The following is a 24,161-nucleotide window of genomic DNA, read 5'->3' on the forward strand; positions in this document are numbered from 1 at the left end:
GGGGCCGCCGCCCGCGCGGCCCCCGGGCCCTACAGGAGAAGTGAACCGCCCGCAGTGCTGAACGAACTCGATGAACGGATCGTGCACGCCCTCGCCGAGGACGCCCGTCGCTCCTACGCCGACATCGGCCAACTGGTCGGCCTGTCCGCGCCCGCGGTGAAGCGCCGCGTCGACCGGCTGCGCGAGACCGGGGCCATCACCGGATTCACCGTCCGCGTGGACCCCGGGGCGCTCGGCTGGGAGACCGAGGGGTTCATCGAGATCTACTGCAAGGGGAACACCTCGCCCGAGGTCATCAAGCGCGGGCTTGAGCCGTATCCGGAGGTCGTGGCGGCCTCAACGGTGACGGGCGAGGCGGATGCGCTCGTGCAGGTCTTCGCTGCGGATATGCGGCACTTCGAGCGGGTGCTTGAGCGGATCGCGGGGGAGCACTTTGTGGAGCGGACCAAGTCCGTGCTGGTGCTTTCGCCGTTGATGCGGCGGTTTTCTTCGGGGGCGCCTGCTTAGTCGGGTGCGGGTTTGTTTCTGGTGCGGGTTTGTGGGGCGCTCTGCTCCCGCGCAACAGATCGCCGGAACCCCCCTCCCACCCGCAACAAACCGCTCACCAAGGCGCAACGGACGCGTCTTGTAGCCCCCGCCCCGCCGCCCGTACCGTCATTGCGTCCCCCGTACACCCCGTACACCGAGGTCTGCCCATGCCGTCGTCGCCGTTGCGTACCGCCCTGTTTCAGAGTTCTGGACGGCTCGGTGACGTCGCGTACAACCTTGGGCTGCTCGAGGAAGCCGCGGGGCGGGCCGCCGATGCCGGGGCGGGGCTCGTCGTCGTGCCGGAGATGTTTCTGACCGGGTACGCCATCGGCGACGACATCGCTCGCCTCGCCGAGCCCGCCGACGGCCGCTCCGCCGAGTGGATCGCGACCATCGCCGCACGCCACGGCGTCGCCGTCGCCTACGGCTACCCGGAGCAGGGCGACGGCGCGGTGTTCAACTCCGCCCGGCTCGTGGGCCCCGATGGCACCGCCCTCGCCAACTACCGCAAGACGCACCTCTTCGGCTGCTTCGAGCAGGAGCACTTCACGCCCGGGGACACCCCCGTCGTCCAGGCCGAGCTCGGCGGGCTCACCGTCGGCATCATGATCTGCTACGACGTGGAGTTCCCGGAGAACGTCCGGGCGCACGCGCTGGCCGGGACCGATCTGCTGCTCGTGCCGACCGCGCAGATGCACCCGTTCCAGTTCGTCGCCGAGTCGCTCGTGCCGGTGCGTGCCTTCGAGAACCAGATGTACGTCGCGTACGTCAACCGCATCGGTCCGGAGGGGGAGTTCGAGTTCGTCGGGCTCTCCACGCTCGCCGGGCCCGACGGACTCGCTCGGGTGCGTGCGGGGCGCGGCGACGATCTGGTTGTCGCTGACGTCGATCCCGTCTTCCTGGCCGATTCGCGTGCCGCCAACCCGTATCTGCGGGACCGCCGACCTGGCCTGTATGCCTCGCTCGGCTGAGTTCGGCGAGTTCGGCTGAGCTCGTCGTACAGCCTGGCCGCCGCCACCCACACCTCACCTCACCCTGCCCCACCCCCGTACGCGCAAGGAGTCCGCCCGCCATGACGTCCACGGTGCCCACCGCCGTTCAGCACACCGACGGCGAGCCGCCGATCACCATGTTCGGCCCCGACTTTCCGTACGCGTACGACGACTTCCTGGCGCACCCGGCCGGGCTCGGTCAGATACCCGCGACCGAGCACGGCCAGGAGGTCGCGATCATCGGCGGCGGAATGTCCGGCATCGTGGCCGCGTACGAGCTGATGAAGATGGGCCTCAAGCCGGTCGTCTACGAGGCCGACCGGATCGGCGGCCGCCTGCGCACCGTCGGCTTTTCTGGCACCGCCACCGAAGGTGAAGCAGGGGCACTCACCGCCGAGATGGGCGCGATGCGGTTTCCGCCGTCCTCGACCGCGCTGCAGCACTACATCGACCTGGTGGGTCTGAAGACCAAGCCGTTCCCCAACCCGCTCGCCCCGGACACCCCGTCGACCGTCGTCGACCTCAAGGGCGAGTCGCACTACGCCGAGACCGTCGACGATCTGCCGCAGGTCTACCGGGACGTCATGCACGCCTGGAACGCCTGCCTGGAGGAGGGCGCCGACTTCTCCGACATGAACCGCGCGCTGCGCGAGCGCGATGTGCCGCGGATCCGGGAGATCTGGTCCACGCTCGTGGAGAAGCTGGACAACCAGACCTTCTACGGGTTCCTCTGCGAATCCGAGGCCTTCAAGTCGTTCCGGCACCGCGAGATCTTCGGACAGGTCGGCTTCGGCACCGGCGGCTGGGACACCGACTTCCCCAACTCGATCCTGGAGATCCTGCGGGTCGTCTACACCGAGGCCGACGACCACCACCGCGGCATCGTCGGCGGCAGCCAGCAGCTGCCGCTGCGGCTCTGGGAGCGCGAGCCCGAGAAGATCGTGCACTGGGCGCTCGGTACGTCCCTCAAGTCGCTGCACGAGAACGGCGAGCCGCGCCCCGCGGTGACCCGGCTGCACCGCACCGCGGGCAACCGCATCACGGTCACGGACGCGAGCGGCGACATCCGTACCTTCCCGGCGGCGATCTTCACCGCCCAGTCCTGGATGCTGCTCTCCAAGATCGAGTGCGATGACTCGCTCTTCCCGATCGACCACTGGACCGCCATCGAGCGGACGCACTACATGGAGTCCAGCAAGCTGTTCGTGCCGGTCGACCGGCCGTTCTGGCTGGACAAGGCCGTCGACGACGAGGGCAACGCCACCGGGCGGGACGTCATGTCGATGACGCTCACCGACCGGATGACCCGCGGCACCTACCTGCTCGACGACGGCCCGGACAAGCCCGCCGTCATCTGCCTCTCGTACACCTGGTGCGACGACAGCCTCAAGTGGCTGCCGCTGTCCGCGAACGAGCGGATGGAGGTCATGCTGAAGTCGCTGTCGGAGATCTATCCGAAGGTCGACATCCGGAAGCACATCATCGGCAACCCGGTCACGGTCTCCTGGGAGAACGAGCCGTACTTCATGGGCGCGTTCAAGGCGAACCTGCCCGGCCACTACCGCTACCAGCGCCGCCTGTTCACGCACTTCATGCAGGACGAGCTGCCCGCCGACAAGCGCGGCATCTTCCTCGCGGGCGACGACATCTCCTGGACGGCCGGCTGGGTCGAGGGCGCCGTGCAGACCGCGCTCAACGCCGTGTGGGGCGTCATGCACCAGTTCGGCGGCGCGACCGACCCGGCCAACCCCGGGCCCGGCGACGTGTACGAGGAGATCGCGCCGGTGGAGCTGCCCGAGGACTGACCGGGGCCGCGCGCGGCGGGCAGCACCCGGATCAGGCGCCCGCCGCGCGCACTCCCGCGTACACCGCGGCGGCCACGTCCGTGAGTTCTTGGGCGTCGCGCATCGTGCCCTGAAGGTCGATCAGGATCTCCTCGACGCCGACCCGCGCATGCGCCACCAGGTCCTCGACGATCTGCTCGACGCTGCCCTGGAAGGGTGCCCGGTCCTCGCCGTCGTACGGCTTCGCCGAGTACCGCGCGTTCGCCCGTACGCACACCGCGAAGGGACGCTTCCGGCCGCGCTCGGCCGCCAGCTCCTTGAGCCGCTGCCACTCCTCGGCGAGCCGGTCCGGACCGGTGGCCGCGGGCATCCAGCCGTCCGCGCGGTCGATCAGGCGGCGGGCGGCGCGCGGGCTGTTCGCGGGCAGATAGACGGGGATCGGGCGCGCGGGCTTCGGGCCGACCTCGGACGGTACGACCTTCGCCGACTTGCCCTCGTACGCCACCGGATCCGGCCCCCACACGGCACGGCACACGTCGAGCAGCTCGTCCAGGGCGGCGCCGCGCCGCTCGAAGGGCACGACGCCCTGCGCCGCGTACTCGCTGCGCGACCAGCCGGTGCCGAGCCCGGCGACGACCCGGCCGCCGCTGGCCGCGTCGAGCGTGGCAAGGCCCCTGGCGAGCTCGAACGGCAGGTGCAGCGGCGCGACCAGGACGCTGGTGCCGAGCCTGGCCCGCTCCGTGGCCGCCGCGGCGAGGGTGAGGCTGACCATCGGGTCGGCCACCGAGCGGTACTGCTTCGGCCAGGGCAGGCCCTCGATTCCGTACCGGCCCTCGGCCGGTGGCGTCGGGAACAGCACCCGCTCGAAGACCCACAGGCTCTCGTACCCGGCCTGCTCGGCGGCGCGCGCCACCTCGGGAATGTCGCGCCCGATGGCGTACTGCTTCATCTGCGGAAGTCCCAGGCCGAGCTTGACTGCCATGCTGCCTCCAGGGGGAGTCATAACGGCTTCAACTACCGTATGCAGCCTACGCGTTGGGCTCCCGCCGGGCGCTGCCTCACGGCAAGGGCGTGAGCAGGCACCGTCCGACCAGGCCGACCCCCGCGTCCATCCGCTGCCGGAACTCCTCGGCCAGCTCGGGCAGATCCCGCAGCCGCCACAGCACCCGGGCCGCCGACCAGGCCCCGTCCCTGGCCCGCTCCAGGCTCCAGGTGCCCAGGAGATGGGTGAGCGGGTCGGCGATCTGGAGGAGATCGGGGCCCGGCATCAGGTCCTCGCGGATGCGCTCCTCCAGGGCGACGAGGAGGTCCCCCACCCGGTCGAACTCGTCCTCGATGTCGCCCGGTACGCAGTCCAGGGTGCGGCAGGTGTCCAGGACCGCGAGCGCCAGGTCGTGCCCGATGTGCGCGTTGATGCCCGCGAGCGCGAACTGCAGTGGCCGTACGCCGGGATGGCGCCGGTACTGGAACAGTGGACGCCAGCACCTGGCGGGGCGGTCGCCGCGTGCCACCGCGTCGACGGCCGCCAAGTACCGCTCCGCGAACCGGACATCGAGCGTCGCGCCCGCCCGTACGTCGGGGAAGAAGCCGCCGTCCAGGTGTCGGTCGACCTCCTCGGTCACGGTGAGGTAGACGCGGTTGAAGACGGCCACGCCGTCGGTCGGTGGCCAGTCGGCGGCGAGGGTGCGCATCCGCGCGAGCACGGCGTCGACGTCGGCCGTTCTGGACCTGGCCGTTCCGGTGGTGGCCGTGGTGGCCTTGTCCGTTCCGGTCCTGGTGTGTCCCAACTGCCGCATACGGGCAGCGTCCCAGGCCCGGCCACGCGTGGAGTCCGGCGGGCCGGGGGCTTCCCCGAAACGGGGGACGCCCCGCCTACGCGGTCGGCTCCGGCGACTCGTCCTTGTCGTACCGCGAGGTGCCCTCGTCGAGGAGCGGCTCCTGCGGGGTCTTGAGGTGGGCCGGGGCCATGAAGCGCAGTGCGTGGTAGCCGGTGATGACCACGAGCGTGCCGAGGGCGATGCCGCTCAGTTCGAAGTTCTCGGTGAACTTCAGCGACACGTTGCCGACGCCGATGATGATGCCCGCGGCCGCCGGGACGAGGTTCAGCGGATTGCGCAGATCCACCTTGGCGTTGATCCAGATCTGCGCGCCGAGCAGCCCGATCATGCCGTACAGGATGACCGTGATCCCGCCGAGCACCCCGCCGGGGATCGCCGCGACGACCGCCCCGAACTTCGGGCACAGGCCGAAGAGCAGCGCGAATCCGGCGGCCGCCCAGTACGCGGCGGTGGAGTAGACCCGGGTCGCCGCCATGACGCCGATGTTCTCGGAGTACGTGGTGTTGGGCGGGCCGCCGACCGCCGTGGAGAGCATCGACGCGGCGCCGTCCGCGGAGATCGCGGTGCCCAGCTTGCTGTCCAGGTTGTCGCCGGTCATCTCGCCGACCGCCTTCACGTGCCCGGCGTTCTCGGCGATCAGGGCGATCACCACGGGCAGGGCCACCAGGATCGCGGACGACTCGAAGCTCGGCGCGTGCAGCGAAGGAAGCCCGATCCACTCGGCCGTGCCGACGCCCGACAGGTCGAGCCGCCAGTGGTCCACGGCCTCCGCGCTGCCCACCGGCGAGTGGATCTTCCCGAAGACGAGGTCGAACAGCCAGGAGATCCCGTACCCGAAGACCAGACCCAGGAAGATCGCGATCCGGGACCAGAAGCCGCGCAGACACACCACGGCGAGACCGGTGAAGAGCATCACGAGCAGCGCGGTCCACTGGTCCTGCGGCCAGTACGTGGTCGCCGTCACCGGCGCCAGGTTGAAGCCGATCAGCATGACCACGGCACCCGTGACGATCGGCGGCATCGACGCGTGAATGATGCGCGCCCCGAACTTCCGCACCGCGAGCCCGGAGAGGAAGAGCGCGGCGCCGACCACGAAGACCGCGCCGGTCACGGCGGCACTGGAGCCGCCCTGGGCCCGGATCACGGCCGCCACGCCCACGAAGGAGAGCGAGCAGCCCAGATAGCTGGGCACCGTGCCGCGGGTGGCGAGCAGGAAGATCACGGTGGCGACACCGGACATCATGATCGCCAGGTTCGGGTCCAGGCCCATCAGGACCGGCGCGACGAACGAGGCACCGAACATCGCGACCACGTGCTGGGCACCGAGCCCCACCGTGCGCGGCCACGAGAGCCGTTCGTCGGGGCGGACCACGGCGCCGGGAGCGGGTACGCGCCCGTCGCCGTGCAGGGACCAGCGGACGCCGAGGTTCATCGCGGGATTCACTTTCGGTACACGTTTCAGCACGAAACGATCTGGCTCAAAACAATCCGACCCATGCTAAGTCCGTGCGCGGGGTGCCTCTCGACGCTCCGCGCCCCGCTCCGTACCGCCGCCGCGGTCCGTACGCAGCACCCCGGCGCCAAGGACAAGCCCGCAGGCCAGCGCCGTCACCAGGCTGAAGGAGGCCACCAGGGACGTCGCGTCCGCGATGGCGCCGATCGCCGACGGGGCGATCAGACCCGAGGTGTACGTGATCGTGGCCACGCCCGCGATCGCCAGGCTCGGGTTGTCCCCGCTGCGCCCGGCCGCCGCGAAGGCGAGCGGCACCACGACCGCGATGCCGAGCCCCATGCACCCGAAGCCCGCCATGGCGAGCACGGGGTTCCCGCCGAACACCACGAGCAGCCCGCCAGCCGCGGCGAGCACCCCGCCCGTCCGTACCGTGCGCACCGCCCCGAACCGGTCCACCACACGGTCCCCGGCAAGCCGCGCCACCGCCATGGTCAGCGCGAACGCCGTGGTCGACGCGGCCGCCGCGCCCGGCGACGTACCGAGCACGTCCTTGAGGTACACGGCCGACCAGTCCAGGCTCGCGCCCTCCGCGAACACCGCGCAGAACCCCACCGCGCCGATCAGGACCGCCGACCTCGGCGGCACCGCCCACCGCGGCGGCGCCTCGGCCTCCGGCGCACTGCGCAGGTCGGGCACGCCCTGGCAGGCGACGAGACCGAGGACGGTGAGGGCCAGGGCCGCGAGCAGGTGGTGCAGCCGGGCGTCCGAACCCAGGTGCGCGGCGAGGGTGCCGGCGGCGGAACCGACCAGGGCACCGGTGCTCCACATGCCGTGCAGGCTGGACATGATCGAGCGGCCGAGCCGGTTCTCGGTCTCCACGCCGAGCGCGTTCATCGCCACGTCCGACATCCCGGCCGTGGCCCCGAACACGAAGAGCGCCGCGCAGAGCGTCAGGAGGTTCGGCGCGAGCGCGGGCAGGGTGAGCGCGAGCGTCCAGAGCGCGAGCAGGCCGCGCAGCGCGGTCCGGGCGCCGAAGCGGTGCGAGACGGTGCCCGCGAGCGGCATCGCGACCGAGGCACCGATCGCCGGGAAGGCGAGGGCGAGGCCCAGCTGTCCCGCGCTCACCGCGGCGTGCTCCTGGATCCACGGCACCCGCGTGGCGAACGATCCGGTGACCGCGCCGTGCACGCCGAAGACCGCGGCCACGGCGTAGCGGGCGCGGGTCAACTCCCTTGGCCCGTACGTCTCTTCGCCCGTCGCACGGTCCGCTGTGCCGTCCTCCATGCGGTCCCCCATGCCGTCCCCATACGTCGTCCTCCGGTACGGCGCCGTAAACTATCAGGAACCCTGCCTGATAAATAGGGCCGACGGCGTCCTGCGGCCGTTGTCCGATGTGGAAGGATCTCGCCATGCCCGCGTCACCGAGCACCGCGAGGGCCATCAACGACCGGCTCGCCCTGCAACTTCTCCAGCGCGAGGGCCCGTTGACGGCCGGACAGCTCAAGCAGCTCACCGGCCTGTCCCGGCCCTCGGTCGCCGACCTCGTGGAGCGGCTGCGCGGCGCCGGACTCATCGAGATCGTGGGCGAGGCGGGGGCCCGGCGCCGGGGCCCCAACGCGCGCCTGTACGGGATCGTGGCCGACCGCGCCCACCTCGCCGCCCTCGACGTACGCACCGACGGCGTCGCCGTCACCGTCACCGATCTGCTCGGCGGCGTACGGGCCGAAGCCTCGCTGCCGATCGAGGGCGCCGTCGACGACACAGCGGCCGCGGCGGCCGTCGAACGGGCCGTCGCGCTCGTCGAACGCACCGCGAAACAGGCGGGCGTGGCCCGGCTGCACAGCGTCGGCATCGGCGCGCCGGGGCTCATCGACCCCGCCACGGGGGAGCTGCGCGACTCGGCCGGGCTGCCCGCCTGGCACCGGCGCCTGGTCGCCGCGCTCCAGGAGCGGCTGCCCGCGACCGTGTTGGTGGAGAACGAGGTCAACCTCGCCGCCGTCGCCGAGCAGCGTGAGGGGGTCGCGCGCGACCGGGAGACGTTTGCGCTGCTGTGGCTCGGCAGCGGGATCGGAGCGGCGGTGGTCCTGGACGGGAAGCTGCGGCGGGGCGCCTCCGGTGGGGCTGGGGAGATCGGGTTTCTGCCGGTTCCTGGGACGCGGGGTCTGCCTTCGGCCACCGGGTGCGACGGGGGGTTTCATTCGCTGGCGGGGGCCGCGGCGGTGCGTCGACTGGCTGTGGAGTGCGGGGTGTTGGGGGATGCGGGGGCGATTGACGCCGGGGGAGCCGTCGAGGCCGATGAGGCGGTGGCGGCCGGGGTCGTGGGGGATGCGGTTGCCGCCGAGGCCGGGGAGGGGGCCGCGGCCGAGGCCGGGGCGGGGGCCGAGGGGGTCTTTCTCGATGCCCTTGCCGATCGGCTGGCCCTCGGGGCGGCCGCGGTGACCGCGGTGCTCGATCCGGGGTGTGTGGTGCTCGGCGGGGAGGTCGGGCGGGCGGGGGGTGTGGTGCTCGCTGAGCGTGTGGCGCGGCGGCTGGCCGCGTTGTCGCCGCTGGCCACTGAGGTCAGAGTCACGTCGCTTGGTGGGGCGGCGGTGCTTCGGGGGGCTCTGTGTACGGCGCTTGATGCCGCTCAGGACGCGTTGTTCCCGGCCTCGGGGCCGGGGTTCGATCGCTGATCAGCCCTCCGCCAGAAAGTCCGCGAACCTGATCTTCCCCAGCGCCCGTTCCGGAGTCAGGTTCCCGCCCGCGCGCAGCGCCGCGTACACCTTCCCCGCGAGCCGTACGTTCACCATCGGCCGCCGTTTCCCCACAGCCGTCAGGTACGCCGTGGCGAGGTCCCGGAGCGTAAGGACCTCCGGCCCGCCCAGGTCCGGTACCCGGCCCGACGGTTCGCCGAGGGCGAGTGCGGCCAAGCGGTCGGCGACCTCCGTAGCCGCGATGGGCTGCATCCGTACGCCCGTCGGCAGCGGCAGCACCGGCAGCTTCGCCAGGTAGCGCACCAAGGTGTGCGCCAGCTCGTGGAACTGGGTCGTGCGCAGCACTGTCCAGCCGATGTCCGAGGTCTCCAGGAGACGCTCCACGTTCCGCTTCGTGCGGTAGTAGCCCAGCGGGACCTCGTCCACGCCCACGATCGAGATGTAGACGAGGTGCGGCACCCCGGCCTCGCGTACCGCGTCGATCACCTGGCGTGCGGCCTTCTCGTCGCCGCCCCTCGGCGTGGTCGCGCAGTGCACCACCGCGTCCGTGCCCGCGACCGCGCGGTGCAGGCCCGTGCCGGAGATCAGGTCCACGGGGTACGTCGGGGAGTGGCGGCTCAGGGAGCGCACCTCGTGTCCGTCGGCCCGCAGGCGGTCGACCACGAGGGTGCCGAGCGTGCCCGTGCCTCCGGTCACCAGGATCGTCGCCATCGTGGATCGGTCCCTTCCGTCGGTCGCCCGCCCCGGTCCGTCTCCGCGATACTGCCGGTCGCGCCGGTCCGTCGCCGGGATACAGCTGTGAGTTACCCCACAGGTCTCGGCCGCATGGGTGACGATCAGGCGTGGCAAACTGGCTCTGTACCAAAAGCAGCGCACTCCGGGGTCGGTGCAATTCCGAACCGGCGGTTAAAGTCCGCGACCCGGCCGCAGCCAGTGGCCGGTTGACCAGGTGAAACTCCTGGACCGACGGTGAAAGTCCGGATGGGAGGCAGTGCGCGGCGGACGAGACGCACCCGAGGTGCGTACGCCGCCGTCGGTTCGTCCGTACCCAGGACGGCCGCCGTCCGGCGTACCCCCACCGAGTGCCGCACCACGTCCGTAACTCTGTCGTCATCGACAGGCCCCGGAGTCCGTGCCCTGAGAGGCAGGAGGACCCGGTGGCCACCGCAGCCGAAGCAGACGCGATGCGTCGAGCGATTGAGCTCGCCGCGCGCGGACTCGGCTCCACCAGCCCCAATCCGGTCGTCGGCTGCGTCATTCTCGACGCCGCGGGCGAGACCGTCGGCGAGGGCTACCACCAGCGCGCGGGCACCCCGCACGCCGAGGTGCACGCGCTGCGCGCGGCCGGTGAGCGGGCCCGCGGCGGCACCGCGCTCGTCACCCTCGAACCCTGCAACCACACCGGCCGCACCGGCCCCTGCGCCCAGGCGCTCCTCGACGCCGGGATCACCCGTGTCGTGTACGCCGTGCCCGACCCCAACCCGACCGCCACCGGCGGCGCCGCCACCCTGCGCGCCGCCGGGGTCGACGTCGAGGCAGGGCTGCTCGAGGACGAGGCCACCGCGGGCAACCTCGCCTGGCTCACCTCCGTCAAGACCGGCCGCCCGTACGTCACTTGGAAGTACGCCGCCACGCTCGACGGCCGGATCGCCGCCGCCGACCGCACCAGCCGCTGGATCACCTCGTCCGAGTCCCGGGCCGATGTGCACCGACTGCGCGCCGAGTGCGACGCGGTCGTGGTCGGCTCCGGCACGCTGCGCGCCGACGATCCGCATCTCGCGGTGCGTGGCATCGAGGGAGTGACGCAGCCGCTCCGTGTGGTCGTGGACACCGAGGCCCAATGGGTGCAGCCCGGAGCGCGGATCCTCGACGACGCTGCCGAGACGGTCGTCGTGGTGGCGGACGACCTGGACCCCGATCTGCTCGTGGAGACGGGGGCGGGTGAGCACTGGACGCTGCCGCGCGCCACGGACGGTCGGGGCATCGACATCCCCTACCTGCTCGACACCCTCTACCGGCGCGGCGTCCGCTCCGTCCTCCTCGAAGGCGGCCCCACCCTCGCCGGAGCCTTCGTCGCCGCGGGCGCCGTCGACCGGGTCGTCGGCTACCTCGCCCCCGTCCTGCTCGGCGCCGGACCCGCCGCGCTCGGCGATGCCGGAATCAACACCATCGCCCGGGCGTTGCGGCTCGACGTCATCGAGACCGTCCGCATCGGCCCCGACCTCCGTATCACCGCCGTCCCAGCCGAACCTGCCGTCCCTGCCGAACCCACCGAACCCGCCGTCCCTGCCAACTCCACCGCCACCGCTGCCGCAAAGGAGCACTGAAGTGTTCACCGGAATCGTCGAAGAGCTGGGTGAGGTCACCGCCGTCGAGAAGCTCGACGACGCCTCCCGCTTCCGCCTGCGCGGCCCCGTCGTCACGCAGGGCGCCCGGCACGGCGACTCGATCGCCGTGAACGGCGTCTGCCTGACCGTCGTCGACACCGCGGACGACTGGTTCACCGCGGACGTGATGGCCGAAACCCTGAAGCGCTCCAGCCTCGGCGCACTCGCCGCCGGTTCCCGCGTCAACCTGGAGCGGCCCACCGCGGTCGGCGCCCGGCTCGGCGGACACATCGTGCAGGGGCATGTTGATTCCGTCGGCACCGTCCTTAGCCGTAAGCCGTCCGAGAACTGGGAGATCGTGAAGATCTCGCTGCCCGCCGAACTCGCCCGCTACGTCGTCGAGAAGGGCTCCATCACCGTCGACGGCATCAGCCTCACCGTCGTCGACGCGGGCCCCGACTTCTTCACCGTCAGCCTCATCCCCACCACGCTCGCGCTGACCACCCTCGGCATCAAGCAGCCCGGCGACCCGGTCAACCTCGAAGTGGACGTCATCGCCAAGTACGTCGAGCGGCTCCTCGGCGACCGCGCCGACCGGGCCGAAGGGACCTCCAAGTGAGCGCCCTGGACTCCCTGAACTGGCTGAACGGCGAGGCGTTCACGGCCTTCGGACAGCACATCGTGTGGTCCGACATGGTCGGCAACGTCATCGGCCTGATCGCCCTCGCGCTCGGCTGGCGCCGCTCCATATGGACCTGGCCCGCCCAGCTCCTCTCCGGCGCCGTGCTCGTCGCCGCCTACGCCTCCGCGCAGCTCTCCGGCGGTGTCGGCAAGCAGCTCCTCGTCATCGGCGTCGCCGTGTGGGGCTGGCGGCAGTGGCAGCTCGGCAAGCAGCAGGCGCAGGACGGCACGCTCGCCGTACGGTTCGCGAGCTGGACCGAGCGCGGGCTGCTCCTCGGCGGTGCGGTGCTCGGGACGCTCGCCGTGGGCGGCCTGTTCACCGCCTTCCCGTCGCTCTCCTGGAGCCCCTGGGCGGATGCGTACATTTTCGTCGGCACGCTCGTCGCGATGGTCGCCCAGGCCCGCGGCCTCGTGGAGTTCTGGTTCGCCTGGCTCCTCGTCGACCTCGTCGGCGTGCCCCTCGCCTTCAGCAGCGGACTGGCCTTCTCCGGCCTCGTCTACGTCATTTATCTCGCCCTCGTCCTGTGGGGGATGCGCGACTGGTGGCTGCGCTCCCGTGCGGCGGCGCCCGCCCTGGAAGGAGCACCGGCATGACCACAGCCCCTGTCTGGTACAGCCTCGACCACACCGAAGACGTTGAGGACACAGTCCTCGACCCGGTCGAGCGGGCCATCTCCGACATCGCCGCCGGGCGGCCCGTCGTGGTCGTCGACGACGAGAACCGGGAGAACGAGGGCGACCTCGTCATCGCCGCCGAGAAGGCCACGCCCGAGATCATCGCCTTCATGATGAGCGAGTGCCGCGGCCTCATCTGCGCCCCCATGGAGGGCGACGAGCTCGACCGGCTCGAGCTGCCCCAGATGGTGCAGCACAACACCGAGATGATGAGCACCGCCTTCACGGTCTCCGTGGACGCCGCCCCCGCGCACGGCGTCACCACCGGCATCTCCGCCGCCGACCGCGCCACCACCCTCCAACTCCTCGCGGACGGCACGGCGCAGCCCGCCGACTTCGTGCGGCCCGGCCACATCTTCCCGCTGCGCGCCCGCCCCGGCGGCGTCCTGGTCCGCAACGGCCACACCGAGGCCGCCGTCGACCTCGCCCGGCTCGCGGGCCTGCGCCCGGCCGGGGCCATCGTGGAGATCGCCGGTGAGGACGGCCGGATGCTGCGGCTTCCCGAGCTGATCCCGTTCGCCCGCAAGCACGGCCTGACGATCATCTCCATCGAGGACCTGATCGCCTACCGGCGCACCGCCGAACCCACCGTGCGCCGCGAGGCCACCGTCCAACTGCCCACGTCCTACGGCGAGTTCACGGCATACGGCTACCGCTCCGCGGTCGACGGAGTGGAGCACGTCGCCCTCGTCCAGGGCGACATCGGCGACGGCGAGGACATCCTGGTCCGGGTCCACTCCGAGTGCCTGACCGGCGACGTCTTCCACTCCCTGCGCTGCGACTGCGGCCCCCAGCTACAGGCCGCCATGGAGCGGATCACCGCCGAGGGCCGCGGCGTCGTGGTCTACCTGCGCGGCCACGAGGGGCGCGGCATCGGGCTGCTCTCCAAGCTGCGCGCGTACGCCCTCCAGGAGCGCGGCCGCGACACCCTCGACGCCAACCTGGAGCTCGGCCTGCCCGCCGACGCCCGGGACTACGCGGCGGGCGCGCAGATCCTCGCGGACCTCGGCGTCCGCAGCGTCCGCCTGATCACCAACAACCCCGACAAGTCCACGGCGCTCACCGACCACGGCCTCAAGGTCACGAGCCGCGAGTCGATGCCCGTCAAGACGGGCGAGCACAACCTCCGGTATCTACAGACAAAGCGGGACCGCATGGGCCACGATCTGCCCTGGCTCGACGCGCAGTAGCGCACCCCCCCGGCACCACCCCATCTCGTACGACAGCACCACACAGCACACCCCTAGGAGAAACGTGAGCGGCAAGGGCGCACCCGAACTGAGCGTGAAGAACTGCGGCGACCTGCGCGTCGCGGTGATCGCCGCCCAGTGGCACGAGCAGGTGATGGACGGCCTGGTGAACGGCGCCCTGCGCGCGCTGCACGAGCTCGGCATCGACGAGCCGACCCTGCTGCGCGTCCCCGGCAGCTTCGAGCTGCCCGTGGTCGCCAAGGTCCTCGCGGGCCGCGGCTACGACGCGGTCGTCGCGCTCGGCGTGGTGATCCGCGGCGGCACCCCGCACTTCGACTACGTCTGCCAGGGCGTCACGAACGGCCTCACCCAGGTCTCCGTCGAGACCGGCGTCCCCATCGGCTTCGGCGTCCTGACCTGCGACACCGACGAGCAGGCCCTGGACCGCGCGGGCCTGGAGGGCTCCAGCGAGGACAAGGGCCACGAGGCCGTCACCGCGGCCGTGGCCACCGCCGCCACGCTGCGCAGTGTCTCCGAGCCCTGGCGCTGAGCTGGCCTGGGACCCGCGTAGAGTAAGGCACACCATGTCCAAGAAGACGTTCGAGGAGCTCTTCGCCGAGCTCCAGCAGAAGGCCGCCGAGGGCGACCCCGCCACTTCCCGCACCGCCGAACTGGTCGGCAAGGGCGTCCACGCCATCGGCAAGAAGGTCGTCGAAGAGGCCGCCGAGGTCTGGATGGCCGCCGAGTACGAGGGCAAGGAGGCCGCCGCCGAGGAAATCTCCCAGCTCCTGTACCACGTACAGGTGATGATGGTCGCCCGCGGTATCTCCCTCGACGACGTCTACGCCAACCTCTGAACCACCCCGCATCCGCCGTACGTACTCCGTACGACTCCTCACGCAAAGGAAGCCGACCTCATGCTGCGCATCGCCGTCCCCAACAAGGGTTCACTGTCAGGGCCTGCGTCGGAGATGCTCCATGAGGCCGGCTACCAGCAGCGCAAGGAGTCCAAGGAGCTCGTCCTGGTCGACCCGGACAACGGGGTGGAGTTCTTCTACCTCCGCCCCCGGGACATCGCGATCTACGTCGCCTCCGGGAAGCTCGACATCGGCATCACCGGCCGTGACCTCCTGATCGACTCCGGCGCGAACGCCGAGGAGATCCTGCCGCTCGGCTTCGCCCGCTCCACCTTCCGCTTCGCCACCAAGCCGGGCACGGCCGAGAGCGTGGAGGAGTTCGCGGGCATGACGGTCGCCACCTCGTACGAGGGGATCGTCGCCAAGTACCTCGCGGACGAGGGCATCGACGCCTCCGTCGTGCACCTCGACGGCGCCGTGGAGACCGCCATCCAGCTGGGCGTCGCCCAGGTCATCGCGGACGTCGTGGAGACCGGCACCTCGCTGCGGAACGCCGGGCTCGAGGTGATCGGCAAGCCGATCATGAAGTCCGAGGCCGTCGTCATCCGCCGCACCGACCCGGACACCACCACCGACGTCGAGCCGAAGATCGAGCAGTTCCTGCGCCGCCTCCAGGGCGTCCTCGTCGCCCGGACGTACGTGATGATGGACTACGACTGCCGCGCCGAGCACCTGGAGCAGGCCGTCGCCCTCACTCCCGGCCTGGAGTCCCCGACGGTCTCCCCGCTGCACAACGAGGGCTGGGTCGCCGTCCGCGCCATGGTTCCCACCAGGGACTCGCAGCGGATCATGGACGACCTGTACGCCCTGGGCGCGCGGGCCATCCTGACCACCGAAATCCACGCCTGCCGTCTCTGACGGTCCGACCGAATCCCAAAGTCGCCGCCATGCCGGAACTCCCCGCCCTGCCCGTCACCTTCCGGCCGAACCGGACCCGGGCCGTCCTGCTCACCGTGGGCGCCGCCATGTTCGTGGTCATCACCGCGATCGCGCTGCTCCTCGACCCGCTCGGCCCGGGGGAGCGCCTCAGCTTCATCTTCATCGGCGCGCTGCTCTACGGCGTCCTGCTGCTGCTCAGCCGCCCCAAGGTGGTCGCCGAGGACTCCGGGGTCACCGTCGTCAACCTCACCACCCGGCGCAAGCTCGCCTGGGCGGAAATCATCCAGGTCAATCTGCGCCCCGGCGACCCCTGGGTGTACCTCAACCTCAGCGACGGCACCAGCCTCCCGGCCATGGGCATCCAGCCGGGCATCGCCAAGGAGCGGGCCATCGCCGACGCCCGCGCCCTGCGCGCTCTCGCCGAGGCCCGCGGCACCGGAGATCCAGTCTGATAGGGTCTTCTGCGCCGCGATAGCCAAGTGGTCCGAGGGCGGGGCGTCCTTGGCAGCCTGTGGAGACTTCGAGCGTTGGCCGGTCTGCGAAGCAGGAACCAGCGACTCGGGCGACCGGGAAGCGCCAACCTGCGGGTTGGAATCCCCCGGCTTCAGCTGTGGGGAGGAACTCAATAATCTGTTGGGCGGAGGCACACACGGGGCGTGCCTCCGCCCCTCTCCGGGCCACCGGCCCGCGAGGGGCTCCTGCTATCAGAGGAGTGACGAACTCCGGCAATGGACGGATCGTCCTGTAGTACCTGCGCCGCCCCCTTCCGTCGGGCGGCGCCATGACCATCCCCCTGCTGCTCCTCGCGGCGGCCTTCCTCCTCATCCTCGCCAACGGCTTCTTCGTCGCGGCCGAGTTCGGCCTCGTCACCGTCGAACGCGCCGACGCCGAGCGGGCCGCGGCCGAGGGCGACCGGCGCGCCCGCCGCGTGGTGACGTCCCTGCGCGAGCTGTCCTTCCAGCTCTCCGGCACCCAGCTCGGCATCACCCTCACCTCGCTCGTCGTCGGCATGCTCGCCGAGCCCGCCCTGGCGCACCTGCTCGCCGGTCCGCTCACCGCCGTGGGCCTGCCCGAGGGCGTCGTGTCCGGCGCGGCCGTCGCCATAGGCATGCTGCTCGCCTCCGCCGTACAGATGGTCGTCGGCGAACTCGTGCCCAAGAACTGGGCGGTCTCCCGGCCGCTCCAGGTCGCCCGCTTCGTGGCCGGGCCGCAGCACGTCTTCGCGCGGCTCTTCCGGCCGGTGATCGCCGGGCTCAACGCGGTCGCCAACCGGCTCGTACGGTTGTTCGGCGTCGAGCCCGCCGAAGAGCTCGAGTCGGCCCGTACGCCCGGCGAACTCGTCGCCCTCGCCCGGCACTCCGCGCAGGCCGGGGCCCTGGAGGCGAACACCGCCGACCTGTTCGTGCGCACCCTGTCGCTCGGCGAGCTGACCGCACAGCACGTCATGACGCCGCGCGTGAAGGTCAGCGCACTCCAGGCGTCCGCGACCGCCGCCGACGTCGTCAACCTCACCCGGGCCACCGGCCTGTCCCGCTTCCCGGTCTACCGGGAGCGCATCGACGAAATAGTCGGCATGGTCCACCTCAAGGACGCCCTGGCGGTACGCAGCCAGGAGCGGCACCGCACGGCCGTCGGCCGGATAACGGTGCCCCCGCTCATGGTCCCGGAGACGCTGCCCGTCCAGCCGCTCCTGGCGCGCCTGCGCAACGAACAGCCGATCGCCGTCGTCGTCGACGAGTACGGCGGCACGGCCGGGGTCGTCACCCTGGAGGACATCGTCGAGGAGCTCGTCGGCGAGGTCCGGGACGAGCACGACGCGCACGGCCTGCCCCAGCTCGCCCCCGCCCCGGCCGAGGACGGCCGCCCCGCGTGGGAGGCCGACGGCAGCTGCCGCGTCGACATGCTCCAGCGCATCGGCCTGGAGGCCCCTGAAGGACCGTACGAAACCGTGGCCGGGCTCGTCGCCGACCTGCTCGGCCGCATCCCGGCCCCCGGCGACAAGGCCGAACTCCCCGGCTGGCGGCTCACGGTGCGCCGGGTCGGGCACTATCGCGCGGAGCGGGTCCGGTTCGTCCGCGCCACGCCGGTGGTGAGCGGGGCGGCTCCGGCCGCTCCCGTTCCGGTGGCGGCGGCCACGTCCGCGCCGGCGCCGCACGCCGTGGCGCCGGTCGCCGCGCCGCCGGTCGAGGAGCCGCCGCTCGAGGCGCCCGTGGCCGAGCCCGCGGAGGCCGTCCGATGAGCCTGCTCCAACTCCTCTTCGCCGGGCTGCTCGTGCTCGGCAACGGCTTCTTCGTGGGTGCCGAATTCGCCCTGGTGTCGGTGCGCCGCAGCCAGATCGAACCGCTGCCCGGCAAGCGCGCCCGACAGGTCCTGTACGGCCTGGAGAATCTGCCGCAGATGATGGCGGCGGCCCAATTCGGCATCACCATCTGCTCGTTGACCCTGGGCGCCGTGGCCGAGCCGACGGTCGCGCACCTCCTGGAACCCGTCTTCCACGCGGTACACGTGCCGGACGCCCTGATCCACCCGCTCGGCTATGTCATCGCCCTCGCGCTCGTGGTGTTCCTGCACCTCGTCATCGGCGAGATGGTGCCGAAGAACCTGGCCATGGCGGCGCCCGAGAAGACCGCGCTGTGGCTGAGCCCGGCCCTGGTGGCCTTCGCCCGCCTGTGCCGCCCGGTCACGGCCGCGCTCGCCGCCTGCTCCCGGGTGGTGCTCCGGCTCTTCCGGGTCGAGCCCAAGGACGAGGTCGAGGCGGTGTTCACCAGCGTCCAGCTGGGCCGCCTGGTCGAGGACGCCGGCCAGGCCGGACTGCTCGAACCCGAGGCCCAGGAACGCCTGGAGGACGCCCTGGAGCTGGGGTCACGGCCGGTCACGGACGTCCTGCTCGACCGCGCGTCGCTGGTGACGGTGGACGCCTCGGTCACCCCGCACCGGATCGAGGAGCTGACGGTCCGTACCGGGTACTCCCGCTTCCCGGTGTGCGCGGAGGGGGGTGCCTTCATGGGCTATCTGCACGTCAAGGACGTACTGGACCTGGAGGACCCCGAGCGGGCGGTGCCGCAGCACGTGTGGCGGCCGATGACCACGCTCAGCGCGAAGCTGCCGCTGGACGATGCGCTGACGGTGATGCGCCGGGCGGCTACGCATCTGGCTCAGGTGGCGGATGCTTCCGGCAAGGTGGTGGGTCTGGTCGCGCTGGAGGACGTCCTTGAACTTCTCGTCGGCGAGGTCCGTGACCCGGCGCACCGCCGCCAGACGGTCGCACGGGTGGCGGAGCCGCGGCGCGAGGACGTACGGGCGGACGCGTCGGCGTAGCAGGGCAACGGCATAGGGCGGCGTCCCGGGCGGCGGCTCGGGCCCGTCTCAGCCGAGCCCGGGGCCGAGCCCCTGTCCCGGCCCCCGGCCCGAAAGCACCTCCCCATACGCCTGGACCAGGTCCGGCAGCCGTAGCGTCGCGAGGTCGTCGCGGGTCGGGGAGGCCGGGTAGCCGGAGAGCCGCAGGTCCCGGTAGGCGCAGCTCTTCTCGTACAGCGTGCGCAGGAAGCGTCCGTTGCCGAGCTCGTCGATCCAGCCCTCGTCCACCACGTGGCCGCTGATGGAGCGCAGCTCCTCCAGCGCCTCCTCGTCCCACACATCGCCGTTCTCGGCGGCCAGGACCTCGCCGATCGCGGTGAGTTCGAGCGGGCGGTACGAGGGGAAGTCCACCCGGGTCGTGAACCGCGAGGACAGACCGGGGTTGGCGGCGAGCAGCCGGTCCATGCCCTCCGGGTACCCGGCCAGGATCACCACCAGGTGGTCCCGGCTGTCCTCGGCCCGCTTGAGCAGCACCTGCAGCGCCTCGTCGCCGTACGCGTCGCCCTTGCTGTAGCCCGAGTTGGACAGGGCGTACGCCTCGTCCACGAAGAGCACCCCGCCGAGCGCCGAGTCGATCAGCTCATTGGCCTTCACCGCGGTCTGGCCGAGGAACTCGCCCACCAGATCGGCGCGTTGAGCTTCCACCAGATGGTCGCCGCCGAGCAGCCCGAGGGCGTAGAAGACCCGGCCGAGAATCCGGGCCACGGTGGTCTTGCCGGTGCCCGAGGGGCCGGAGAAGACGAAGTGCCGCTTCGGCGGCTGCACCGGAAGGCCCTGCCCGGCGCGCAGCCGGGCCATCCGCAGCTGCGCCGAGAGCGCCTTGACCTGCCGCTTGACGGGTTCGAGGCCGACCATGCCCTCCAGCTCGGCGAGCGCCTCCTGGAGCAGCACCGCGTCCGCGGGCCCCGTGGGCAGCTGCGGGGGACCGGAACGGCCCCGTGCCGCGGCCTTCTCGCGCACCGCGTCCGCCCCGGTTCCGGCGGGGCCGCCCGGGCCGTCGGGTTCCGGACCGATCCCGAGGTTCGCGAGGTTCTGGAACGTGAAGTCCTTGGAGCTCTTGGTGTCCTTGGGATCCTTGAGCTCGAATCCGTCCGCGCCGTACGGCCCGTCGAGCGTGTCCGGAGCGTCCGCCGTGTCCTGGCCCGCTCCGGCGAGGCTGACCGTGGCGAGGTCCGCCGGGTCGTCGAGGCCCTCGCAGCCGTCGGCCCCGTCACTGTCGGCGATCGCCGTGAGCCGTGCCGCGGTGTCCATGAACGCCGGGTCGACCCGGTGCACCGCCCGGTACAGCGGGAGCGCCGCCGCGCTGCGGCCGGTGCCCTCGTGCGCGCGGGCCAGCCAGTAGCGCAGCTCCTTGCGCTGCGGCTGTTCGCTGCGGCAGCGCATCAGGGCGGCCGAGAGCAGTGGCTCGGCCTGCCCGAACATCTCCAGGCGTACCCGGGCCATGCCGCCGAACAGGCCCGCCTCTATGCCGAGCACCGGGTCGTCGAGCAGCGGGTCGGTATGGCGCACGAGCTGCTCCCAGTCCTTGACCAGATACGACCGGCAGGCGTGCAGAAAGCGCACCTGCGGGTCCGCGTCCACCGGTGGAAGGCCCGCGAGCGCGCGGTCGAGGTCCGGGACGTGGCGGCCGTCGAGCCAGTGCGAGGCGTGCGCGAGCAGCAGGTCGCGCGGCGACTCGAGCACCGGCTGCACCCACCAGCCGAGCCAGTACCAGGAGTTGAGGGTGCGGCGGTGCCGGGCACGCTGCTCGCCGAAGCGGTCCCGGTGCCGGTACATGCGGAGCAGGGCGGTCGTGGTGTCGATGCGCAGCGCGTGCAGGCCGAGCCAGCCGTCGGCCATGCCCGGGTCGATCCGCACCGCCGCCCGGAACTCCTCCTCCGCCTGCGGGTACGCGCCCATCGTGTAGGCGTCGACCCCGCGCAGCCAGGCGAGGTCGGCCGGGGCAGCGGAGCCCTGCGTGCCGAAGTCCATCACGTCCCCCACAAACCGTGCCCCCGCGATGTCCCGCCGGGCGACTGCCCGCCGGTGCGCTCGCCTGCCGGTCCGGCGGTCCCCACAGCCGCCCACCCGGTGATCCACCGTGTGAACGAACAGCCGTACAGCAGACGGGAGTTGATCCGGTGCCGCCTCCCGGATGTCCGGAAGGTCGCACGCAAGGCATCGTACCTGCGGAGGAGGGGTCGGCCGTAGGGTGCGGTGCGACGCATTGGCGCACGCGGCGGAATGAGCGGGGGAACGCGCGTGGTGACCCAGGGTGAGCGAAGCGGAGGGTGTCGCGCCCGTGACGGGAGGGGGAGGGCAGAACGAAGCCCCCGATCACGGGGGAACAACCGGGGGCTTCGCATCTGCGGGCGGTCCGAAGAACCGCACATTGAGAACGTAAGTCCTGTACGACCCCTGGGTCAAGCGGAGTTGGGAGTCCGGTGGAAGTGGTTTTCCGTCGGTTCAGCGTGCCTCGGAAGGGTTGTCACGTTCGGTGACGGCTTGGTGGGCGGTGGCCGTTCCCCCGGGTCCCGGCAGTACCAGATATCCCTCCGGGCCCTGCTGTACCAGGCAGTCCGCGTGCGGCCGCGTCGGATCCTCGGCGAAATGACGGTGCTCGGCGTCCTCCCATCCGTCCCAGAAGTCACGCTGCGCGGGACCGTCGCGGTGGCGGCCGCGCTCCCAGGAGTCGCCGTGCGGCAGATCCATCCAGAGCAGCCGGGCCAGGCGGGGGCGCAGCTCCCGGCGTCCCGCGCCGACGCCCTCGATCAGGACGACGGGTGCGGGAGTGATCTCCCGAGGTTCGCGGAATGTCGCCAACTCCCAGTCGTATGCGAGAAAATGGGCCGGGCGCCCGAACGCGAGCGGCCCGAGCACCTCCCGCTCGAACCGCTCCGTCCAGGCGAACAGCGCGTCGTGGCTGCGGACCTCGTCGAGCTGCACCACCGGGGCGCCCCCCAGGGCGGCGGCAAGCCGCCCGGCGAAGGTCGACTTCCCGGACCCGGCGTGCCCGTCCACGGCGACGAGCCGGACGGGCCCGCAGGAGGGCGGAAGCGCGAGCAGGTCACGGGCGAGACGGGTGAGGGGCGTGGTGCTGTTCATCCCGGCCAGCGTACGGCGGCCCCCGGCATCCGGCGCCGGGTGCTGGCCTCGCCGTGCTCCGACCCGGGATAGTTGGGCACAAGTCCTAGGGGGAGTCTCTCCGCGTCGCGGGTCCGCAAGGATCCGGGAGACCCCCCTGGCCCGGCTGCATCCGGCTGCATCCGGCCGTATCCGTCCGCACCTCGCCGCATCCCTCCGCACCCGTCTGCGTACGACGACTAGACCAGGAGCTCTACGCCATGACCTCGTCCCGGAACCGGAACGACCGGAAGCCCGTCCCCGCCTCCAGAAGAGCCGTCATCGGCGCGGTCGTCGCCGCCGCCGCGGGCACGGCCGTCACCGCCTTCTCCGCCAGCTCGAGTTCGTCGTCCGGCGCGCCCGAAGGCCGGGACCCGGGCGCCGGAGCGGGTCGGCCCGAGCCACGGCAGCGCTCCGTGCAGAACCGATTCTGGGTGTCGTACGCGGACTGGCGCGGCGGCACGCACGACGGCACAAGGGCGGTGGACGGCGACCGGCCCGGCGTACGGATCGGGACGCCCACCGGGACCACCGAGTACAAGGACCCGCACACCAACAAGAAGCGCACCTGGGAGTACGCGACCTGGACGGCGCCGCTGCACCGCGGCGAGGTCCCCGCGACCGAGGTGATCGCATCCTGGAACGCCCATACGCCGTCCGGGACTTGGCTCCAGATCGAGCTCCAGGCCACCTACAGCGACGGCGAGAGGTCGCCCTGGTACGTGATGGGCCGCTGGACGTCCGGCGACGACCGCGGGAACCCGGACGCCCCCGTCATCCGGCGCACCTCCGTGGACGGCCAGAAGGACGGCAAGAGCTCCGTGTGGACCGACACGCTGGCCGTCGACGACGCCGCCTCGGGGCTGCGCGTGGCCGCGTACCGGCTGCGCCTCACGCTCTACCGCGAGCCGGGCTCCTCGGCCACGCCCACGGTGTGGCGCCTGGGCGCGATGGCCTCCGACGTCCCGGACCGCTTCACGGTGCCCGCGTCGGAGCCGGGGCTCGCCAAGGAGCTGACGGTACCGCGTTATTCGCAGAACACCCATATCGGGCAGTACCCGGAGTACGACAACGGCGGCGAGGCGTGGTGCAGCCCCACTTCCTCGCAGATGATCATCGAGTACTGGGGCCGTAAGCCCACGGCGGAGGATCTGGCCTGGGTGAACCCGGACTTCGACGACCCGCAGGTCTGCCACGCGGCCCGGTTCACGTACGACTACCAGTACGAGGGCTGCGGCAACTGGCCGTTCAACGCGGCCTACGCGGCCACGTACCAGGACATGCAGGGCGTCGTCACCCGGCTCGGCTCGCTCACCGAACTCGAGACGCTGATCAAGGCGGGCATCCCGGCGATCACCTCGCAGTCCTTCCTGGAGAAGGAGCTCACGGGCGCCGGGTACGGCACCGCCGGTCACCTGATGACCGTGATCGGGTTCACGCCGGACGGCGACGTGATCGCCAACGATCCGGCGTCGCCGAACAACAACGCCGTGCGCCGGGTCTACAAGCGGCGCGAGTGGGAGAACATCTGGCTCCGCACCAAGCGCAAGAACGCCGACGGCAAGGTCGTCTCGGGCACGGGCGGCGTCTGCTACCTCTACTTCCCGGCCAAGCTCTCCGCAGGTCAGCGGCGCGCCCTTGCCGCGGTGGGAGTGCGCTGATCCGGCCGGGCGGTGGGGCGTGGGCCACGGCCTCGGGCAGTGACCCACGCCCTACCGCGCATGCCGTTTTCGCTGGCAATGTGG

The 24,161-nt window shown here is 71.6% G+C and carries 22 protein-coding genes and 1 riboswitch; of the genes, 15 read left to right on the forward strand and 7 right to left on the reverse strand.

Features of this window, described 5'->3' with window-relative positions:
- The first annotated feature begins 54 nt into the window (after positions 1-54).
- From ACWD10_RS26175 to ACWD10_RS26185, 3 genes are all read left to right on the forward strand, one after another.
- The gene (locus ACWD10_RS26175; RefSeq protein WP_451095070.1) at positions 55-507 is read left to right on the forward strand and encodes an Lrp/AsnC family transcriptional regulator; all 453 of its coding nucleotides are present in this window, start codon (positions 55-57) and stop codon (positions 505-507) included.
- Positions 508-710: 203 nt separating this feature from the next.
- The gene (locus tag ACWD10_RS26180; protein WP_451095203.1) at positions 711-1,499 is read left to right on the forward strand and encodes a carbon-nitrogen hydrolase family protein; all 789 of its coding nucleotides are present in this window, start codon (positions 711-713) and stop codon (positions 1,497-1,499) included.
- A gap of 101 nt (positions 1,500-1,600) precedes the next feature.
- Entirely contained in the window at positions 1,601-3,325 is a 1,725-nt protein-coding gene (locus tag ACWD10_RS26185) for a flavin monoamine oxidase family protein (protein WP_451095072.1), read from the forward strand.
- Between the two features lie 31 nt (positions 3,326-3,356).
- Here the strand turns inward: ACWD10_RS26185 and ACWD10_RS26190 are convergent, their stop codons facing one another.
- From ACWD10_RS26190 to ACWD10_RS26205, 4 genes are all read right to left on the reverse strand, one after another.
- The gene (locus ACWD10_RS26190) at positions 3,357-4,286 is read right to left on the reverse strand and encodes an LLM class F420-dependent oxidoreductase (RefSeq protein WP_451095074.1); all 930 of its coding nucleotides are present in this window, start codon (positions 4,284-4,286) and stop codon (positions 3,357-3,359) included.
- A gap of 76 nt (positions 4,287-4,362) precedes the next feature.
- Complete coding sequence (locus tag ACWD10_RS26195) at positions 4,363-4,995, reverse strand: DUF5995 family protein (protein ID WP_451095205.1); 633 nt, start codon at positions 4,993-4,995, stop codon at positions 4,363-4,365.
- Positions 4,996-5,176: 181 nt separating this feature from the next.
- Positions 5,177-6,574, reverse strand: coding sequence for a uracil-xanthine permease family protein (locus tag ACWD10_RS26200; protein WP_451095076.1), 1,398 nt, complete (start codon positions 6,572-6,574; stop codon positions 5,177-5,179).
- Between the two features lie 66 nt (positions 6,575-6,640).
- Positions 6,641-7,879 (reverse strand): MFS transporter, encoded by a 1,239-nt coding sequence (locus ACWD10_RS26205; RefSeq protein ID WP_451095207.1) that lies wholly within the window; start codon positions 7,877-7,879, stop codon positions 6,641-6,643.
- Between the two features lie 125 nt (positions 7,880-8,004).
- Between ACWD10_RS26205 and ACWD10_RS26210 the strand changes: the two genes are divergently transcribed.
- On the forward strand, positions 8,005-9,267 hold the full coding sequence (locus ACWD10_RS26210; protein ID WP_451095078.1) for an ROK family transcriptional regulator: 1,263 nt from the start codon (positions 8,005-8,007) through the stop codon (positions 9,265-9,267).
- On the opposite strand, the gene ACWD10_RS26215 is transcribed toward ACWD10_RS26210, so the two are convergent.
- Entirely contained in the window at positions 9,268-9,999 is a 732-nt protein-coding gene (locus tag ACWD10_RS26215) for an SDR family oxidoreductase (protein ID WP_451095080.1), read from the reverse strand.
- A 157-nt stretch (positions 10,000-10,156) separates the two neighbouring features.
- Positions 10,157-10,287: riboswitch (FMN riboswitch) on the forward strand.
- Between the two features lie 158 nt (positions 10,288-10,445).
- On the opposite strand from ACWD10_RS26215, the gene ribD reads away from it, so the two are divergent.
- From ribD to ACWD10_RS26265, 10 genes are all read left to right on the forward strand, one after another.
- On the forward strand, positions 10,446-11,615 hold the full coding sequence (ribD, locus tag ACWD10_RS26220) for a bifunctional diaminohydroxyphosphoribosylaminopyrimidine deaminase/5-amino-6-(5-phosphoribosylamino)uracil reductase RibD (protein ID WP_451095082.1): 1,170 nt from the start codon (positions 10,446-10,448) through the stop codon (positions 11,613-11,615).
- Between the two features lies 1 nt (position 11,616).
- The gene (locus ACWD10_RS26225) at positions 11,617-12,234 is read left to right on the forward strand and encodes a riboflavin synthase (protein ID WP_451095084.1); all 618 of its coding nucleotides are present in this window, start codon (positions 11,617-11,619) and stop codon (positions 12,232-12,234) included.
- 74 nt (positions 12,235-12,308) lie between these two features.
- Positions 12,309-12,890 carry a nicotinamide mononucleotide transporter family protein gene (locus tag ACWD10_RS26230; protein ID WP_451095209.1) on the forward strand — a complete coding sequence of 194 codons (582 nt, stop codon included), beginning with the start codon at positions 12,309-12,311 and terminating at the stop codon, positions 12,888-12,890.
- Entirely contained in the window at positions 12,887-14,161 is a 1,275-nt protein-coding gene (locus ACWD10_RS26235) for a bifunctional 3,4-dihydroxy-2-butanone-4-phosphate synthase/GTP cyclohydrolase II (RefSeq protein WP_451095086.1), read from the forward strand. Before ACWD10_RS26230 ends, ACWD10_RS26235 begins: the two co-directional genes overlap by 4 nt.
- A gap of 64 nt (positions 14,162-14,225) precedes the next feature.
- The gene (gene ribH / locus ACWD10_RS26240) at positions 14,226-14,711 is read left to right on the forward strand and encodes a 6,7-dimethyl-8-ribityllumazine synthase (RefSeq protein ID WP_451095088.1); all 486 of its coding nucleotides are present in this window, start codon (positions 14,226-14,228) and stop codon (positions 14,709-14,711) included.
- Positions 14,712-14,745: 34 nt separating this feature from the next.
- A complete protein-coding gene (locus ACWD10_RS26245; RefSeq protein WP_409004520.1) occupies positions 14,746-15,018 on the forward strand; it encodes a phosphoribosyl-ATP diphosphatase in 273 nt (90 codons plus the stop codon).
- Positions 15,019-15,078: 60 nt separating this feature from the next.
- The gene (hisG, locus tag ACWD10_RS26250) at positions 15,079-15,936 is read left to right on the forward strand and encodes an ATP phosphoribosyltransferase (RefSeq protein WP_451095090.1); all 858 of its coding nucleotides are present in this window, start codon (positions 15,079-15,081) and stop codon (positions 15,934-15,936) included.
- Positions 15,937-15,965: 29 nt separating this feature from the next.
- The gene (locus ACWD10_RS26255) at positions 15,966-16,409 is read left to right on the forward strand and encodes a PH domain-containing protein (protein ID WP_451095092.1); all 444 of its coding nucleotides are present in this window, start codon (positions 15,966-15,968) and stop codon (positions 16,407-16,409) included.
- A gap of 329 nt (positions 16,410-16,738) precedes the next feature.
- Positions 16,739-18,196, forward strand: coding sequence for a hemolysin family protein (locus tag ACWD10_RS26260; protein WP_451095094.1), 1,458 nt, complete (start codon positions 16,739-16,741; stop codon positions 18,194-18,196).
- Entirely contained in the window at positions 18,193-19,275 is a 1,083-nt protein-coding gene (locus tag ACWD10_RS26265; RefSeq protein WP_451095096.1) for a hemolysin family protein, read from the forward strand. Before ACWD10_RS26260 ends, ACWD10_RS26265 begins: the two co-directional genes overlap by 4 nt.
- A 48-nt stretch (positions 19,276-19,323) precedes the next feature.
- On the opposite strand, the gene ACWD10_RS26270 is transcribed toward ACWD10_RS26265, so the two are convergent.
- Positions 19,324-21,285 carry an AAA family ATPase gene (locus ACWD10_RS26270; protein ID WP_451095098.1) on the reverse strand — a complete coding sequence of 654 codons (1,962 nt, stop codon included), beginning with the start codon at positions 21,283-21,285 and terminating at the stop codon, positions 19,324-19,326.
- A 474-nt stretch (positions 21,286-21,759) separates the two neighbouring features.
- A complete protein-coding gene (locus ACWD10_RS26275) occupies positions 21,760-22,398 on the reverse strand; it encodes a uridine kinase family protein (protein WP_451095100.1) in 639 nt (212 codons plus the stop codon).
- A 239-nt stretch (positions 22,399-22,637) separates the two neighbouring features.
- Between ACWD10_RS26275 and ACWD10_RS26280 the strand changes: the two genes are divergently transcribed.
- Entirely contained in the window at positions 22,638-24,077 is a 1,440-nt protein-coding gene (locus tag ACWD10_RS26280) for a peptidase C39 family protein (RefSeq protein WP_451095102.1), read from the forward strand.
- Positions 24,078-24,161 lie beyond the last annotated feature (84 nt).

The organism is Streptomyces sp. NPDC002851, assembly GCF_053591935.1.